At 46.5% G+C, this 16,914-nt stretch carries 16 protein-coding genes and 1 riboswitch; of the genes, 10 read left to right on the top strand and 6 right to left on the bottom strand.

Translation table 11 applies throughout. The features are described 5' to 3' along the window. Nucleotides 1–61: 61 nt before the first annotated feature. Both LMJ53_RS03540 and mutM read left to right on the top strand, forming a co-directional pair. Nucleotides 62–523, top strand: a complete 462-nt coding sequence (locus tag LMJ53_RS03540) for a hypothetical protein (RefSeq protein ID WP_229584831.1) — start codon at nucleotides 62–64, stop codon at nucleotides 521–523. A 3-nt stretch (nucleotides 524–526) separates the two neighbouring features. After that, nucleotides 527–1,336: a bifunctional DNA-formamidopyrimidine glycosylase/DNA-(apurinic or apyrimidinic site) lyase gene (mutM, locus tag LMJ53_RS03545; protein ID WP_229584832.1), complete on the top strand. Its 810-nt coding sequence runs from the start codon at nucleotides 527–529 to the stop codon at nucleotides 1,334–1,336. Between the two features lie 67 nt (nucleotides 1,337–1,403). Here mutM and LMJ53_RS03550 read toward each other — a convergent pair whose 3' ends face one another. The 5 genes from LMJ53_RS03550 to LMJ53_RS03570 form a co-directional block, all read right to left on the bottom strand. Next, on the bottom strand, nucleotides 1,404–2,702 hold the full coding sequence (locus tag LMJ53_RS03550) for an APC family permease (protein WP_229584833.1): 1,299 nt from the start codon (nucleotides 2,700–2,702) through the stop codon (nucleotides 1,404–1,406). Between the two features lie 6 nt (nucleotides 2,703–2,708). Further along, nucleotides 2,709–3,056: an alpha/beta hydrolase family protein gene (locus LMJ53_RS03555; protein ID WP_324295585.1), complete on the bottom strand. Its 348-nt coding sequence runs from the start codon at nucleotides 3,054–3,056 to the stop codon at nucleotides 2,709–2,711. A gap of 166 nt (nucleotides 3,057–3,222) precedes the next feature. After that, on the bottom strand, nucleotides 3,223–4,854 hold the full coding sequence (locus LMJ53_RS03560; protein ID WP_229584834.1) for a BamA/TamA family outer membrane protein: 1,632 nt from the start codon (nucleotides 4,852–4,854) through the stop codon (nucleotides 3,223–3,225). A gap of 92 nt (nucleotides 4,855–4,946) precedes the next feature. After that, nucleotides 4,947–5,822 (bottom strand): mechanosensitive ion channel family protein, encoded by an 876-nt coding sequence (locus LMJ53_RS03565; protein ID WP_229584835.1) that lies wholly within the window; start codon nucleotides 5,820–5,822, stop codon nucleotides 4,947–4,949. Between the two features lie 10 nt (nucleotides 5,823–5,832). Beyond that, nucleotides 5,833–6,642: a DUF432 domain-containing protein gene (locus LMJ53_RS03570; RefSeq protein ID WP_229584836.1), complete on the bottom strand. Its 810-nt coding sequence runs from the start codon at nucleotides 6,640–6,642 to the stop codon at nucleotides 5,833–5,835. 265 nt (nucleotides 6,643–6,907) lie between these two features. Between LMJ53_RS03570 and mgtE the strand changes: the two genes are divergently transcribed. From mgtE to LMJ53_RS03610, 8 genes are all read left to right on the top strand, one after another. After that, a complete protein-coding gene (mgtE, locus tag LMJ53_RS03575) occupies nucleotides 6,908–8,251 on the top strand; it encodes a magnesium transporter (RefSeq protein ID WP_226749340.1) in 1,344 nt (447 codons plus the stop codon). Nucleotides 8,252–8,391: 140 nt separating this feature from the next. Then, nucleotides 8,392–8,808: a hypothetical protein gene (locus tag LMJ53_RS03580; protein WP_229584837.1), complete on the top strand. Its 417-nt coding sequence runs from the start codon at nucleotides 8,392–8,394 to the stop codon at nucleotides 8,806–8,808. Next, nucleotides 8,798–9,967, top strand: a complete 1,170-nt coding sequence (locus LMJ53_RS03585) for a hypothetical protein (protein ID WP_229584838.1) — start codon at nucleotides 8,798–8,800, stop codon at nucleotides 9,965–9,967. The genes LMJ53_RS03580 and LMJ53_RS03585 overlap by 11 nt, the downstream gene beginning before the upstream one ends. Then, nucleotides 9,968–12,349 carry a putative bifunctional diguanylate cyclase/phosphodiesterase gene (locus LMJ53_RS03590; protein ID WP_229584839.1) on the top strand — a complete coding sequence of 794 codons (2,382 nt, stop codon included), beginning with the start codon at nucleotides 9,968–9,970 and terminating at the stop codon, nucleotides 12,347–12,349. 202 nt (nucleotides 12,350–12,551) lie between these two features. Next, nucleotides 12,552–12,669, top strand: a riboswitch (TPP riboswitch). 110 nt (nucleotides 12,670–12,779) lie between these two features. Continuing rightward, the gene (locus LMJ53_RS03595) at nucleotides 12,780–14,858 is read left to right on the top strand and encodes a TonB-dependent receptor (RefSeq protein WP_229584840.1); all 2,079 of its coding nucleotides are present in this window, start codon (nucleotides 12,780–12,782) and stop codon (nucleotides 14,856–14,858) included. Between the two features lie 10 nt (nucleotides 14,859–14,868). After that, on the top strand, nucleotides 14,869–15,117 hold the full coding sequence (locus LMJ53_RS03600; protein WP_226749345.1) for a hypothetical protein: 249 nt from the start codon (nucleotides 14,869–14,871) through the stop codon (nucleotides 15,115–15,117). After that, entirely contained in the window at nucleotides 15,114–15,752 is a 639-nt protein-coding gene (gene pnuC / locus LMJ53_RS03605) for a nicotinamide riboside transporter PnuC (protein WP_229584841.1), read from the top strand. The genes LMJ53_RS03600 and pnuC overlap by 4 nt, the downstream gene beginning before the upstream one ends. Continuing rightward, on the top strand, nucleotides 15,695–16,600 hold the full coding sequence (locus tag LMJ53_RS03610; RefSeq protein WP_229584842.1) for a phosphotransferase: 906 nt from the start codon (nucleotides 15,695–15,697) through the stop codon (nucleotides 16,598–16,600). Before pnuC ends, LMJ53_RS03610 begins: the two co-directional genes overlap by 58 nt. Here LMJ53_RS03610 and LMJ53_RS03615 read toward each other — a convergent pair. Next, nucleotides 16,586–16,768, bottom strand: coding sequence for a helix-turn-helix domain-containing protein (locus LMJ53_RS03615; RefSeq protein WP_229584843.1), 183 nt, complete (start codon nucleotides 16,766–16,768; stop codon nucleotides 16,586–16,588). The two genes, LMJ53_RS03610 and LMJ53_RS03615, sit on opposite strands and share 15 nt — an antisense overlap. Nucleotides 16,769–16,914: the final 146 nt, after the last annotated feature.

Here is a 16,914-nt window from a genome sequence, read left to right on the forward strand (position 1 = left end):
TTTGCTTTTTATACTGCCCCTGCGTTACTATTCTGCTGTCTTTTCTTTAAAACACATCATCATGTTGAAATTGTCTCGTCGTAATTGGAACAATGTACTGATTTTTGTTGTACTGCTGCTGATGTTTAGCTTGTATGACTGGTCAGGCAATACCTATTTTGGCCGCGCTGAACGTGTAAGTTTGCTCCCTGACTCTAGCCAGCTGCTGAGTGTTTCTATTGGCTCAAAACGTTTAGTACAAGCGGCAGGGCAATGGCAATGGCAACCTCATCAATCTAACACGGTGTCTGCTATTGAGATGGCTGCGGCTTGGCAAACTACGCAACTCGTAGCAAGTAATGCATCGGCAGGTGCTAATTGGGTACCGATTGCTCAAGCCAGTGTGCAATTAGTGGGGCAGTTTGAGCCTCAGATCTGGTTATTGTATCAGCAACCTAGCGGTTACTTAGTACAGCAAGTGGGGCGTACCCAGTTGTATTTGTTAGCGCCCGCCCAAGCGCGTTTGTTATTTACCTTGGAGTAGGCTGTGCCTGAATTACCAGAAGTAGAAGTATCCCGGCTGGGTATTAGCCCGCATTTACAGCAGCAAGTGATTACCAAGGTCGTTGCTCGACAACGGCAATTACGCTGGTGGATCCCAGATGAAGTAGTTGAGATCCAGCAGCAGCCGATCTTATCGGTCAGTCGGCGTGCTAAATATTTATTGCTGGAACTGCCAAGCGGTAGTGTGATCTTGCATTTAGGCATGTCTGGCCATTTAAAAGTGGTATCGAACAGCGTCGCGCCAGCGAAACATGATCACATCGATTTTGTGCTGGGCAGTGGCCAATGTTTGCGCTTAAACGACACGCGTCGTTTTGGTGCGGTACTGTGGCAAGCCCATGGTAGCATCCATCCTTTACTCGGGGCGTTAGGGCCTGAGCCGTTGACGGCAGACTTTACCGCGCAAACCCTGATCAGCCACTGTGCTAAACGTTCTGCCGCCATTAAATTGGTGCTGATGGATAACAAGGTGGTGGTAGGCGTAGGGAATATCTATGCCAACGAAGCGCTGTTTAAAGCAGGCATTGCACCGCAAGCGCCAGCCAATCAAGTCAGTGCAGAGAAATTGCAGTTATTAACAACCGTAGTAAAAGAAACGCTGGCGGCCGCCATAGTGCAAGGCGGTACCACCTTGCGTGATTTTAGCCAAGTAGACGGCAAGCCAGGGTATTTTAAGCAGGCGTTGTTAGTGTATGGGCGTGGCAGCAAGCCCTGCTTAAGCTGTGGTGAGCCGCTACAAGAAATCCGTTTAGGTCAGCGTAGCACGGTGTTTTGTCAGCACTGTCAACGTTAAACGACCCTATCTGAATACCGAATTATCTGAAGTTTGCTCTAAAGCCTTAAACTAAAGCCATTAGTCATTATTTTGCCTGCCAACGTGCCAAAAAGTACAAGGCCGTGCCTAATAACACAAAAGCGCTGGTGGCTAATACCGATGACAGGCTAACCTGAAACGCCAGCCAAACGCAGGCCGCGATACCCAGTAGTGGTATGGCGTAACCAAAGGGTAAAATAAAGCTGTCGCTGGCGGCCAGTTTGGGCCGTAATACTGGCACGGCGGCGCAGGTTAGGCCATAAAGCAACAAGCGTGAAACCACTGTTGCAGCGGCCAGCCATAAAAATGACCCATAAAGCGTTAATATCAGCGCTAAGATCCCAAAAAAGACAATCGAATTCGCTGGCGTTAAAAAGCGCGGCTGTACTTTTGCAAACCAGTTTGGCAAGCTGCCGTCTTCGGCTAAGGCGAAGCTGGCGCGCGGTGTAGAAAAAATAGAGCCCAATAAGTTCGCGGCGACGGAGGCGACCACGCCTAGCATTAACATCATGGCACCGACGGGCCCGAATAAAGTCGCGGCGACATCCAGTAACGGGTTGCTAGAATCAGCAATGTTCGGTACGGCGGCTACGCTCACTAACTGAATCGCAATATATAACAGCGTCACGAGGCCTAAGCCCAACAATAAGGCGCGGGGCATATCTTTGGCGGGGTTTTTGGCCTCTCCAGCGGGTACCACCACCGATTCAAAGCCCACAAAAGCATAAATTAATAACAACACGGCAGCGCCAATATCGTAGTGATTATTAAACAACGTCGTGGCATCCGCTTCGGGTAGCAGTTGTGCACCAAAGTAACTTATCCCGGTAACCACCAGCAGTAATAATACGGCAAATTTGAGTACTGTTAGCAACGCCAAGGAGCGCATGGCGCGCACCGAGCCGAGCACATTAATCAGTGTTAAGCTGCCAACAATGGCACTAAGGAGCAAGGTACGTTGCAGGGTATTGCTGGCCGCGGGCCAAAAATAACTGATGCTGTCGACTAGCAACACGGTATTGGCGGCAAAAGAAACCAAGCGCGCAATATAATATAACCAACCGGCCTGAAAACCGATAAAAGGCCCAAAGGCGGCCGTGCCATAGCGCACCGGGCCGCCGCTGCCGCGAAAATAACTCGACAGTTCTGCCATGGATAATAAGATGGGTAAAATGAGTAAGGCACAGAGCAGATAAATATAGGGGCTATATTCGCCCGCTAACTTCGCCGCGCCACCCGGTAAGCCAAAAATACCGGCGCCAATAAAACCATTAATCACCAACAACCAAAGGCCGAAAAGCCCTAGATTGCGTGGTAAACTTGCCTTGTTAGAAGTTACATTCACGAGTTATCAATACTGCCTTAAAAAATTCAAATACGCGTTTTGTGCGGTGATCCGGTTAGCTTTTTTCAAAAAACCATGCCCTTCATCAGGAAACAGCACATACTCTACTGGCACCCCATTTTCGCGAATTGCGGTGACCATTTCATCGCTTTTAATTTGCAATACCCGCGGATCATTTGCGCCTTGCACTACTAATACCGGTTTTTTGACTTTATTACCATGAAAAACCGGTGAGATGCGCCGCAGTCTTTCACCATCTACGGCCGGATCACCCAGCTCAGCATACAGCGATTCCCGAAACGACTCCCACCAAGGCGGGATGCTTGCTAAGGTTTTTATCGTGTTGCTTACCAGTCATTAACGGCTAGCGGGGGCACCCTCAAAACTAGTCTAAAAAGCGTTCAGCGACAAGTTACACAGCTAAACAGTCAAAAGCACTTTGCATGGCGACAAGCCGATGGCAATGATGGCCGTAAAGTGTAAAGCGACTGAATAAGTTTGCATAAAGGTATATGCGATCTTAAAAACGCCGTTTTGCGGTAGCACGCCACTGCCAGTTGTTAATATCTGGGTTATCACTAAATGGGCGGGTCAGATCTAAATGCACCATAGTGCCACGGCTAGAATGGCTAGAGAGTAAGCGAACACCGACACCGACGCCGAATAGCACTTTGTCATCGATATCGGGTTGGGCCATTAAGTCTTTAAATTGTTCGGAATCGCCCCAGCTGCGGCCTATATCGGTAAAGGCAGCAAAACCGACATCAAAGATCCGCCATAGATTCCAATCGGTGTAACGCCGATATTCTGCTGTGGCGATCACCCGTTTATCGCCGCTTTGATAATACAGTGGGAAAGCGCGCAATCCGGTATCACCGCCTAGATATAGGCGTTCATCGGCAAATAAATTGCTGCCACGTTCTGCAGAGATACTGGCGACGACGCTATTGTATTCGTTCAGTTGATGGTTTAATTGCCAAGAGAAATGCAGCAGTTGTTGTGTCTGATCTTGCCAATTTAAGCGGCGATAATTCAACTGACCAAATAACCAAGTATGCTCTTGCAGTTGCCACGCTTTTTCTGCATGCGCAGTGAGCTGCAAGCCAGAATTGTCGGCGCCTAACCATGATTGTAAATAGCCAAGGCGCAGTTGTAATTGCCAACCAGCATTAATATCTTCAACGCGGTTAAATTGATTGATATTGTAAAGCTTATAAAAGTCATCTTCTAAAATTTGATACTCCAGCCATAACGCTGAAAGATTACGCTCGTCAGGTAACGCTAACACCGTACCCTCGGTATCATTAAAGGCGACGTCTTCTAAGGTCATACCAACAATAAAGCGCTGAATGCTGCGACCGCGTTCAACCAGTTTGAAACCAACAGCGCTTTCGAATTGTTGCCGAGTGCGATTGTACTCATTAACCCGCTCATCTAATTGGTAATCGGTAACGAGTTCTTTATTTTTAAGCAGATCGAAGTTAAGAGACCATTGTGAATCTAAGCGATAAAAAGGCCGCTGCACATTAAAACGATAATTTTCGCCATCAGAATTATTGGCGTAACTTAAAAAGGTGTTCCAGTGCGTACCAAAAATGTTGGGACTGCCAAAGCTAACTAAGTAGCCACTACGTTCACTGTCTTTACTGTAATCTAAGTGAATTTGATTGCCATAACCGAGCAGGTTATCTTCAGCAATGCCCAGTGAGTACTCGGTTTCACCCCCTTCACTAGAAAAATCAATTTTGGGTAACAAGGACCAGTTGTCCCAAGTTCTTACCATGACTTCAACGGTGTTGTCTGAGGGACAATAGCGGCTGACCGAAACGCGAGCGTCGCGGATGTAGCGCCGGCTTCTTAACAGACGTTCGGTCTCCGCCAAATCGGCTAGGTTTAACGGTGCGTGATCATTAAACAACAGATCATCACGAATTGTACCTTCAAGGCTGATACGATGGCTGGCATTTGCAAAGCGATGAAGCCAAAACACCCCAGGCTCGGTCAAATCAAACACGTTGTTTTGTTCGAAATGAATAGCGCTAATCTGCGGCTTTTGTGCAGCAAGGTGTTCTAGATCAAACTCATCGCTGCAATTGGCTAGCAAGGTAAAGCTGTAAAACGGCAATGACAACAGGCATAAACTACGCCACATGCGTTGACTCCTTGTAGCCTAATGGAATGAAAAAACTCTACTTAACTATGCGTGTTTTTGCCAGAAATGCCAACACGCATTGCTGAAGTTCGTTAGTTTTTAAGGTGACCGTCAGGATTATTGGGCGAGGTTGTTGTTTGCTCGGGAACGATCCGCACCGGAAAAGGTGCGGTTTCACTTCCCGTGTAAAGCGTTCGATGTGGAAACGGAATTTCAATACCATTGGCATCGAAAGCCAGCTTAATTTCTTCTTGCAGGCTATTACGTAGCTCTCGAAAATTAGGTGTCGTACTCCAAACCGAAAACTGAATATTCAGTGCCGAATCACCAAAACCCACAAACAAAAACGTGGGGGCAGGTTCATCTAAACTTAGCGGGTTTTTGTCGGCGACCTCAAACAGTATTTTTCGAACTTGCGCCATGTTTTCTTTATAAGCCACACCCAGTTGTAAGTCGAAGCGCCGAATAGGAAAGCGTGTCATATTAATCACTTCAGATTTAATCAAGCTTTCATTGGGGATCCGTACAAACAGGTTATCGAAGGTGCGTAATTTGACGGAAAGTAAATCGATAGACAGCACTTCACCCACAGTGGCACCTACTTTAATGGTGTCGCCAATTTGAAAGGGTTGTTCGCCGATTAAAAACAAACCGCTAATTAAATTAGAGGCGGAAGTTTGTGAGGCAAAGCCAATGGCAACGGATAATACGCCGGCCGCGCCCAATAATACGCCTAAGGAAAACCCTAGTTGATGCAGTGCTGAGGCGGCAAACAAGGCGAGCACTAACCAATAAAGTACGCGACGAAACAGCGCAGCATGATGTCGAGAGAAATTATGGCTAATGAGCTTTTCTGCCGCTTGCGAGGCGTAGCGAGCTAACAACAAACCTACCACGATAAGCAATAAAGCCTGTAGGCCATTCAACACGGTTTCTGATTGAAAAAATTGTATTAACGTTTCCATCATGCGTGACTCCTTATTGACTGAAAATGCCGGTAAAGGCGCGCACTAGGCTGTTTTTATCGGGATGCTGCCGTGGTGGGGCGAGCAAGTCTGCACTGGTTAAACCCAGCGGCAAGGTTTTGCCAATTTTAAAGCGAGTAAGTTGCCCGACACTCTCGTGCTGTAACAACAGCGGATCGGTCCACAAGCTGCCATCACGATGGCCATACAAGGCGAGAAATGGCAGCGGGATGCTTAACTTGTCAATGGTCAGCATACGATCAGAGCGGTTTTCGATTGTCACTGCGGTCACGGCACGGTGCGGCCGTGTGGGAATATCATCGAGGCTATGCCTGGCATGTGTTTTGTCAGCAAAACATAACTCGCCTTGCTGGGTAGAGTCACCAAACCACGTATCGGATAAACGTTGTAACGGTAATTCCATGAGCACTACGTTAGGCTCTTGCAGGCTAATTTCGATACTAACCGGTGAGCTAATATAGAATACGCTTTGTTCGCCTGCGGGAATGCTCACCGGCTGATGCGTTTTGATCACCACGGCGCGCTCGAGCAAATGCGGCGTTAATTTAAATTGACCGGGGCTATGGCGAAACATAAAACGCTGCGTGTTAAGGGCTTCGGGTAAGCAGGCCGCAGATTGGCTAAGCACGCGATAAGCTTGTTCTGGCTGCGTACTGCGCTCAAAACCAAATAACCATTCTTGCAAACAGCGTTTGAAATATAAGGTCACGGGGCCGATGGTAAAATGCCAGCATTCATCTAACGCCATCGTTTGTGGTTGCCACCATTGGGGCGTAGTAGCGCTTGCTGCAGAGTGACTCATCAATATCTTCCTTTTCAGTGGCTCGGTTTAAAAAACGTTGCTACTGTAAAACTTTCAACGCTCAGGTTGAGTTAAGCTAACTTAACTCATAAAATAGCATTATTTATTGTTTTATTGGCAATGTCTTAATCATTCGTGTGGCATTTGGCCATTTCATTGGCACTTAGCTTAAATTGCTTAGTATCGACACTCCATTTACCCTGCATGATTCAGCATACTGCCAAGCAGTCTCTGAAAAAAAACGTGCTGCTGATAAGAGGCTGTTATGGATTTACCTGTTCTTATCAAAACTCTGCGTAATGCGTTGCAACACGATACGCTGCCTTTGTTACGTGAACAACTCGAAGATGTGCATCCAGCTGATTATGCTGCAGCCCTAACTGAATTTTCTGCCACAGAATTGTGGAGTTTATTAACAGTATTGCCCCGTGCAGAACAAGCTGAGGTGTTTGGTTATTTGCCTGCTGAAGTGCAGGTTAGTTTAGCTATCAGCGTGAGTCGGCGCAAACTCTCACCGATTATCAGGCAAATGTCTTCGGACGAACGTGCCGATTTATTTAATCAATTATCTGACGAGCAACGCGATACCTTATTACCGGCCTTAGCCCAAGCCGAACGTGAAGATTTGTTACGTTTATCTGCGCATGAAGAGGGTTCTGCTGGCGCCATTATGACCTCAGATTATGCTTTGTTGCCACCTGAACTGACGGTACGTGAAGCCATTGAAGTGCTGCGATTAGAAGCACCCGATAAAGAAACCATTTACTCTTCTTATGTGGTTGATGAAGCCAGAAAGCTTATTGGCGTGGTGAGTTTACGCGATTTAATTTTGGCACCCGTGAGTATGCGGGTTGATGATTTGATGAATACGGATCCGATTTTTGCCAGTGTTGAACTGCCGCAAGAAGAGATAGCCAGTTTGATTGCTAAGTACGATTTATTAGCACTGCCTATCGTCAATAGCGAGCATCAGATGGTCGGTATTGTGACTTACGATGATGCGATGGACGTTGCCGCAGAAGAGGCGACGGAAGACTTTCACAAAACAGCTACCATCGGCAAATTAGACGGAAACGTGAAAAATGCGGGTATCGGTTTACTGTACAGAAAACGGGTATTCTGGTTGGTGGTATTGGTGTTTGGCAATATTTTTTCTGGTGCCGGTATCGCTTATTTTGAAGAAACGATCGCCCGTTATATCGCCTTGTTGTTTTTCTTGCCGTTATTGATTGCCAGCAGCGGTAATGCTGGCGCGCAAGCCGGTACATTGATGGTGCGAGCGCTAGCCACGGGTGAAATCAAATTGCGCGATTGGGGCTATTTACTCGGTAAAGAATGTTTGGTTGCCGGGCTGCTGGGTCTCACCATGTCTGCCGCTGTTCTGGGTTTAGGGCTTTGGCGTGGGGGTGCCGATATCGCGATAGTCGTCTCTTGTACCATGATGCTGGTGGTGATGGCCGGTAGCTTGATTGGTTTGTCACTCCCGTTTTTGTTAAGCCGCTTTAATTTAGATCCGGCGACAGCCAGTGGACCGCTGATTACTTCTATTGCGGATGTCACGGGGGTGGTGGTTTATTTCTCGATCGCCACCTGGTATCTGGGCTTATAAATATTTTTTTGCGTTGTAACAACCCAAATGTACTATTGCGCAAACGCTTTAATTTCAATATTTTATCTGCATATGTGTCGGTAATGTAACACCGACTGAACAGAGTATCGGTTTCCCGACAGCTGGTTTACAGGTATCTAATGACTTTTTTACGTTCACTATGTTGCTTACTGCTACTTGCTTGCTCCGTGCAAGCAGTAGAAGTTGTTGTGCATTCATCGGTGAGCGAGACAACGCTGAGCACTGCGCAATTACGAGCCATCTTTACTATGCGTCAGACTCGCTGGACAGATGGACAAGCTATTCAGGTTTTTGTCTTGCAATCTGACCATCCACATCATCAGCGGTTTAGCCGCGATAAATTAAAAATGTTTCCTTATCAATTAGATGCAATTTGGTCTCGGCAACGTTATTCCGGCATTGGCAGTTTTCCCATGCAAGTGGATACCGCGGCAGAACTGCTCATATTGCTAGAAACAACACCAGGTGCTATCGGTTATCTTCCCACAGATACCCTTTCATCCAATCTGAGAGTGGTGACGATTAATGAAAAGTAACAACCGATTTTACTGGTTCATGCCGCTTTGCTTCGCTGGCGCGGTGGCACAGGCAGAGCCTTTAGAAATTCATGGTTTTGTTGCGCAAGGTATTGCCCAAGCCGCAAAGAGTAATGCGATTAATAATGAGGGTGATGTGTCGCTGGCGCTTACCGAGCTGGGACTCAATGCAAAGTTAGATTTGTATCCACGCTTAAAATTATCGGGGCAAGTAGTGTACTTAAATGGTGGTAATCGCTACCCAGAAGGCGCACGCTTAGATTATTTATTTTTAGACTTTAGTGCGATAGATAATTTTGATCATCAACTTAATGTGTTTCTTGGCCGCTATAAAAATCAGCATTGGCTTTTTTCCAGTACCCGTGATGTGCCCTTTACACGGCCCAGTATTATTTTACCGCAGTCGGTTTATTACGATGCGTTTCGTGATATTGCTGTGGCGAGCGATGGTTTGGCGCTTAAAGGCTATAAACAATTAGGCCAAGGTGAGTTGGAATATAATTGGAGTATTGGTTCTACCAAGATTACCACTGATCAAGCCCGTACTTTGTTAAGCCCAGATATACAAGGCAGTTCAGAACAAAAATATGTTCATCAAGCCAGTATGTTTTGGCAGGGTATTGGTAGCCAAGCCAGTTATGGTATCTCCCTTCTTGATTCACAGTTCTCTTATAAGCAGGCCAACTTTGATTTTTTTGCTGACGGTGACGTTACCGTACAAAGAGTTATTTTAAATTGGCGTTATCAAGCCGAAAAATGGGATCTTTCATCGGAGTTATTTCAAGAACGCATGACCATAGACGGTTTTTACGCGCCAGGTTTTGAACGCGCTCAAATTGGTATTGGCGGCTATTTACTGGGGCGCTATCGCTTTGATCCTAAACTGACGGCATTAATCAGTGTTGATATGTTGGCGCTAAACAAAGACGATAAACGAGGCAGTCAGTTAGGGCAGCTGGGTATACCCTCCTATTTTGGTTATCAACATAGCCTAATGTTGGGTGCCAGCTATGAGCTGGGCAGTCGCTTTCGGTTACAAGCTGAACATCACTGGGTGGACGGTACCGGTCGTTTATCACCCAGTTTGGTCCCTGATCTAGAGCGAAATCAACATCGCTATTGGCAGGTATGGGCGTTACAACTGATGTACTGGTTTTAAATGCGATTTTTTAGCCTACCAACGAAGATTTTACTGTTAACACTGGCGCTGATGCTGGTGCTAATCGTGTTGGTGACCAGTTTATCCTTGCAGCGTTTAGGTGACAGCTTCACCGAGCAGCAAACGTTAAAGCGGCAGCAAGTTGAGCAGCACTTTACCCAATATCAATTGCTGCTGCAAAATCAGCAACAAGCTTGGTTTGAAAGCTTTGCCGAGCTGACCGGCCTGCAACAGCAATCAGGTTTCACCGTGTTTACTCAAGCATTGCAGCAACGCTACGACGTGCTTAGTCTTTATTTGAATATTGAAGCGCTTTGGGTGTTTACCGAGGATAGCTCGCAAGCGGCCTTTGCCAGCAGTATCTTCCCGACTGAATTAGCCAGTATGGTGACGCAAACGCAGCAGGAGCAGCGGCCGCAATCACGGATTTACTGTGCGACGCATTGCAGTAATGTGGTAAGCCTACCGGTATCCGATCAAAACGGTAATATAGCCGTACTGGTTTCAAGTCAAACGCTGGCTGATGTGGTTATTGCTTTGGGGCAAGCCTTGCAAAGTGAAGTGGCGATTGTGCGTTTAGATGCGGCAGCCATGACCATCTTATCTGCCACAGGCAATTTGCCTGCATTAGATCAGGTGGAGTTAGCCAGCTGGCAAAACAGTAATGGCGCCCAGTTCAGCTTAGCTGAGATACCCTACTTTATTTATCACATTCCCTTGGTGCAACAACAGCAGCAGCATTTTGCGATTTTATTGCTAGAGAACATTAGCTCTTACCAAGCGGCAAATAATGCCTTCAAATGGCAATTGATTGCCTTGGCCACGCTTTGCTTTGTGTTATTTGCCTGGCTGACCAACTTGTTGACGCGGCGCTTAACCAGTCGCTTATTGCTGATCTGTCATGCGCTACCGATGTTAGCGGAAAATAAATATCGAGCTTTTCGCGATGCTTTACCTAAATCTGCTGGTGCCATGAGCGACGAAGTCGATCAACTCTATGATGCCGGTCAAACGTTAAGTCGTAAATTAGAGCAACTGCAAGACAACATCAATACCCAGACTCGTGAGCTAGAAAATATGGCGATGTACGATCGGCTAACCGGTTTAGCCAATCGTAATATGTTGCAATATCAACTGAAGAAAAGTATCGCCGCGTTAACCGAGAGCAGTGCCTTATTAGGGTTACTGTTTTTAGACATGGACCAATTTAAACGAGTTAATGATATTCGTGGTCACGAGCAAGGCGATCAGTTACTGATTGAAGCGAGTAATCGGCTGCGGGCATCGCTAGATAAAACCGATATTATCTGCCGCTTTGGTGGTGATGAATTTATTGTGGTGACAGAAGTGGCGGATATCGATGCCTTAACGGCATTGGCCAATCGCTTAATCGCAGCGTTTCGTCAGCCCATGTCACTGGGCGATGAAGAGTATCAATTAAATATCAGTATTGGTATCAGCAGTACGCGTAATGCTCAGCTGAAACCTGATGATTTAGTGCGGCAAGCTGATTTAGCCATGTATCAGGCCAAAGGGAAGGGCGGCAATAGTTTGCACTTTTATAGTCAGCAAATGTTTGATGATTTCCAAAATCGTTTAGCATTAGAAAGCGACTTAAAGCTAGCGTTAGCCCAGCAGCAGTTTGCGCTGCATTTACAACCCAAAATTAACCTGGCTAATCGCAAACTACAAGGCTTAGAAGCGTTATTGCGTTGGCATAGCCCCGCGCGCGGCATGGTATCACCTGACGAATTTATCGCAGTATTAGAGTATGCGCATCTGATGATCCCCGTAGGTTATTGGGTGATCGAGCAAAGTTTCCGTATTATGGTGCAACTGCAAGCGGCAGGTTTTACGGACACGACTATGGCCATTAACCTCTCCGCGGCACAACTTAACGATGCCAAATTGCCGGCGTTTCTCGATGCGTTATTGCAGCAACATCAACTGTCAGCTGCGCTATTCGAATTAGAACTGACAGAAAGTATGCTGGCCAACAACATCAATGAAACGATCAAGAGTATGCAGCGCTTAAAAAGTCGTGGTTTCCGCTTAGCGATTGACGATTTTGGCACCGGTTATTCATCGTTAAGTTACTTACGGCAGATGCCCGTTGATACCATAAAAATTGATAAAAGTTTTGTGTTTGGCATGTTAGATAATCAAGCCGACTTCGATATTATTACCTCGACTATCGCCATGGTGCGCAAATTAGGTTTAGAAGTTGTCGCCGAAGGGGTTGAAACGCAGGCGCAATGCAAAACCTTAACACAGCATCAGTGTGATATTGGCCAAGGCTACTTATTTTCAAGACCGATCCCGTCAGATACGTTGATTGCACAGTTACAGGCTAATTTGCATGATAATGGCCAGTGGCGCTAAGAAACCGTTTGCCAACACGGTTAGACAGTTACAGCAGCTATAAACCGCGATTTTAAACCGCGATTGTCAGTAAGCGTAAGCAGCATAAAACCTGAAAAGCGATGATGCCCTGTGCTGGTAAGCCTGTCACATCACCTAAACACGTCGTTGACAAATATCGCTTAGGCGCGTTGTTTTTTTCTTTAAAACCACATAGACTATGCAAGCAACCAAGGGGTGCAACCTTCAAACTTCGGTTTGAATGCGCTGAGATGCCGTAAGGCAAACCCTTAGAACCTGATCCGGATCATACCGGCGGAGGGATGGTGCTAACTCCCCATCAGAACGTGTTTCGCTATTTACCACTTGCTTAGCAAGGTGTGTTAGCCGTAATACCGTTAAATCTGAACAGTGTGATCCTCAACGTGTTGTTTACCGGAGCCGATCACCTATGTTTTTTCGCTATTCTGTTTTATCTATCGCTTTATTGTCTGCGCTTAACTTGCATGCGACTGAGCAACAAATTGAGCGCGTGACCGTGCAAGGCGACTTTCGTCAGCAAAACATCCAACAACTGGCGGGTAGTGTTGTCATTTTGTCTGAGCAAGAGATGCAGCGCCAATCGGCACAGCATCTTGATGAGGTGTTAAAACAATTTGCTAACGTGAACTTTGCCGCCGGTGCTTCGCGTGGGCGTTTTATTCAAATTCGGGGTATTGGCGAGCGCAGTGAATTTATCGATGTGGTTAACCCTTCGGTCGGTATCCTAATTGATGGTATTGACTATGCGGGTTTGGGCATCAGCAGTGTCGCGCATCCGGAACAGTTAGAAGTATTCCGTGGCCCTGAGGCTACGCGCTTTGGTACTAATGCGCTGGCGGGTATGTTGAATTTCACCAGTAAAAACCCCGTATTTAGCCCAGAAGGGCAACTCAGCGCCACTGTCGCAAATTATCATAGCCAGCAGTTGTCGGGTTATTACAGTGCACCCTTAAGTGAGCAAGTTGCCTTTAGCTTAACGCTGGACCAAGCGCTGTCTGATGGTTTTATTGACAATGCTTTTTTACAGCGCGACGACACCAACAACATTGATGAATTTACGGGTCGTTTTAAATTAAGTTGGTTACCTTCTGAGCACCTGCAGCTGGGCTTGATTGCCCATCTGATTGACCAGCAAAATGGCTACGATGCGTTTTCACTTGATCAAAATCGTGTCACTTTATCAGATGAGCCGGGTGAAGATAAGCTGCGTAGTAAGGCTTTAGCTCTCACCTTTGCCTACCAAGAGTTTGCTGCTGTCGATCTGCAAGGGCAAATTAGCTATTTAAATGCGCAATCTGATTACGGCTTTGATGAAGACTGGAGTTATCGCGGTATTCATCCGTGGGAATATTCTTACCAAGATCGCTATTTACGTTCACGTGAGCAATCGTCTTTAGATTATCGTTTAGTCTCTAAACCCGCAGCACAACTTTGGCATAATACCGACTGGGTATTAGGCGTGTATGCTAGCAGTCGTGATTTGACATTGAATCGCATTCGTCGCGCAGAAAGCGCAATGCGCTTATTTGACAGTCAATTACAGCGAAATAATCTGTCGGTTTATGCAGAGACCACTTCGGCGCTAACTGAGCAGCTTAGCATGGTCGTGGGCGGGCGTGTTGAGCAGTATAGCGATGATTATCAAGATGTAGCCGGTATCAGCCTAACGCCAGATGCCACCATGTGGGGAGCCAAGATCAGTTTAAATTATCAAGTTAACTCGCAAGCGATGATTTATGGCTTAGTGTCGCGTGGTTATAAAGTGGGTGGTATCAACGGTGAAGCCTTAGCCAAAGCCGATGACGGCGATTTCGCCCTGTTAGCGACGAAAGCCAGTTTTGCACCTGAAACCGTGGTTAATGCGGAGTTGGGTGTTAAAGGGAGCAGTTTAGATCAGCGTTTACTGACTCGAGTTGCGGCATTTTATATGTGGCGTAACGATATGCAGGTAAAAGGTTGGATTAACCCCGATTTAGGCCCTGAGTTTGCCGGCTTTATTGATAATGCCGCCAGTGGTCGTAACTACGGTATTGAAATGGAAAACCGTTACCAAGCGCATGCGGCGTTGCAGTTGTTCGTTAATGTCGGTTATTTACGTTCTAAACTGGGCCAGTATGTCACCGATGGTGGCTTAGATTTAACGGGCCGTGACCAAGCACATGCCCCGCGAGTGAATTTCAGCATCGGTGTAGATTGGTTTTTAAACGAGCAATGGTCACTGCAAGCCGGAGTGCAAGGGCGCAGCAGTTTCTATTATTCTGACGGTCATAATGCCGAAGCTGCCGCCAGCGAACAAGTTAATTTACGCTTGAATTATCAGGTAGCACAGTGGCAAATCGCGGCATGGTTGCGTAATGCCTTTGATGAGGAAACCGGTGTCAGAGGTTTTTACTTTGGCAACGATCCCCGTGACGAATATGCTCCTAAGGTGTACGAACAATTTGCTGAGCCACGTCGTTTTGGTGTAACCGCCAGTTACAGTTTTTAAGGAAAGCATAATGAAACTATCAGTAGAAATCAGTAAATATCCGTTAGCAAACGATTATAAAGCGCCGATCCAAGCCTTTATCGATTTGTTAGCAGATCAAGCCGATTTGCACATCATCACCAATACCATGAGTACCCAAATTTTTGGCGATTACGATACGGTGATGCAAGCCTTGCAGAAATGCATGAAATGGTCGATGCAAACTTATGGTAAATTGGTGTTTGTGTGTAAATTTATTCCAGGTGATTTACGGCCATGAATGAACTGCTGAGTAAGGTGATCAGTGATTGGCAATTACTGCACAGTATTGAACTGATTGCGACATTATTGGCGTTGGCTTATGTGTTTTTAGCGTTAAAACAAAGCCTGTGGTGTTGGCCTGCCGCCTTACTCAGCACCTTGTTATTTAGCCATGTGATGTGGGATTCTGCCTTGTTGTCGGATGCGTTGTTGCAATTGTATTACGCCGGTATGGCGTTATATGGTTGGCGCCGCTGGCAGCAATACCAACAGCAACATGGCAAAGGTCAGGCGCCGGTGTTCGAGCGCCCCTGGCAATGGCACCTTATGCTGGTTAGCGGTACGGCAATCGCAGGCTTGGTTTTAGGCTATTTTATGGAGCATTACACTCACGCTGATTTTGCTTGGTTAGATGCACAAACAACCGCGTTTAGCTTGGTTGCAACGTGGTTAGTGGCGCAGAAATTAGTGTCTAATTGGTTATATTGGGTGGTGATAGATGCGGTATCAATTTATGTTTATGCGCAAAAACACCTTTATTTTCTAACAGCCTTGTTTATGCTGTATACCATCATTGCCTTAGTTGGGTATTTTGCATGGCGCAGTCATTATCAACTGCAGCAAACATCGACGTTGGATCCAGCGCGGCTATAAGCCGTTTTTGCGAACATCTTGAGTTCTTCAGTGGCCATCCGCCTTTAATCGTGCGGCCATTGGCTTCAGGTGAAAGCAATCTGAATTATTACATCAAAACCGAGCGCGGCGAATATGTCTTACGCCGTTACCCGCTAGATACGCTAGGCGTCTGCCGACAGCAAGAATTACGTTGTCAGCATGCCGCCGCCGCAATTGGTCTTGCGCCGGCACCTTTAGCTTTAAACAATCATCAACAATTACTGATCAGCGATTACATTAGCGACGGCATACCTTTAGCGCTAAACACCGAGCGTTTAACACAGTTAGCTGTAGTCGTGGCTCAATTACACTCATTAACCATACAAACCCCTGTTTTGCAGGTGAGTCAGTACTTACGGCAGCTGATGGATAATAGTCAGTTGGCCAGTTTAGAGCCGGCAGCCACCTTATTTGCCGCCTTGCTACACAGTGCTGAGCAGATGCAAAGCTTGCCGTTTGATCGGGTGTTATGCCATATGGACTTGCATCAGGGCAACGTGCTGTGGGCCAAACAGCAGATTTGGTTATTAGATTTTGAATATGCGCAGCTAACCGACAGTAGCTTTGATTTAGCAGCGATTTGCTTGAACTATCAGTTAAACCAGGCTGAAGAAACACAATTACTGCAAGCGTATCTTAGCGCAAGGCATTTTAGCCATAGCCAAACGGCACGCGATTGTCGGCACAGCTTAGCCGAACGTTTACACCTAGCTAAGCGGTTATACAGCGGTTTTTGTTGGTTATGGTATCAAGCCAGCCCCGATCAGGACGCCGCACTCCGTTGGCAAAATAAGCTCGCGCAGTTGCTAGCGTTAAAGCCCGCCTAAACGTTCTGCTAACACTTTATAGCGTTGCACATCCTCTTCGGCAAACAACGGTTTGCCGTCATTCGCCTTATCACAGGGTACCAATAGATGTTCTCTGGCTAAGCGTTCTACCCGTATAGGGGTAATATCTAAAAAGTGAGCAACCTCGTTAACCGTCATTATGGCCATGCTGATCTCTTATTCAAACAGGAGCGGCTACATGTATTTGCTGCCGCAGATAGTCAAAATATAGTCAGGAATAGCAAATATTGCCATGGGGTAGTGGGCAACAAGCGGTTGTTAAGCCGTTACACGTTATCCCAACTAGGGCTATT

The sequence above is a fragment of the Rheinheimera sp. UJ51 genome, assembly GCF_020819615.1.
In the GTDB taxonomy this organism is placed as follows: domain Bacteria; phylum Pseudomonadota; class Gammaproteobacteria; order Enterobacterales; family Alteromonadaceae; genus Alishewanella; species Alishewanella maricola.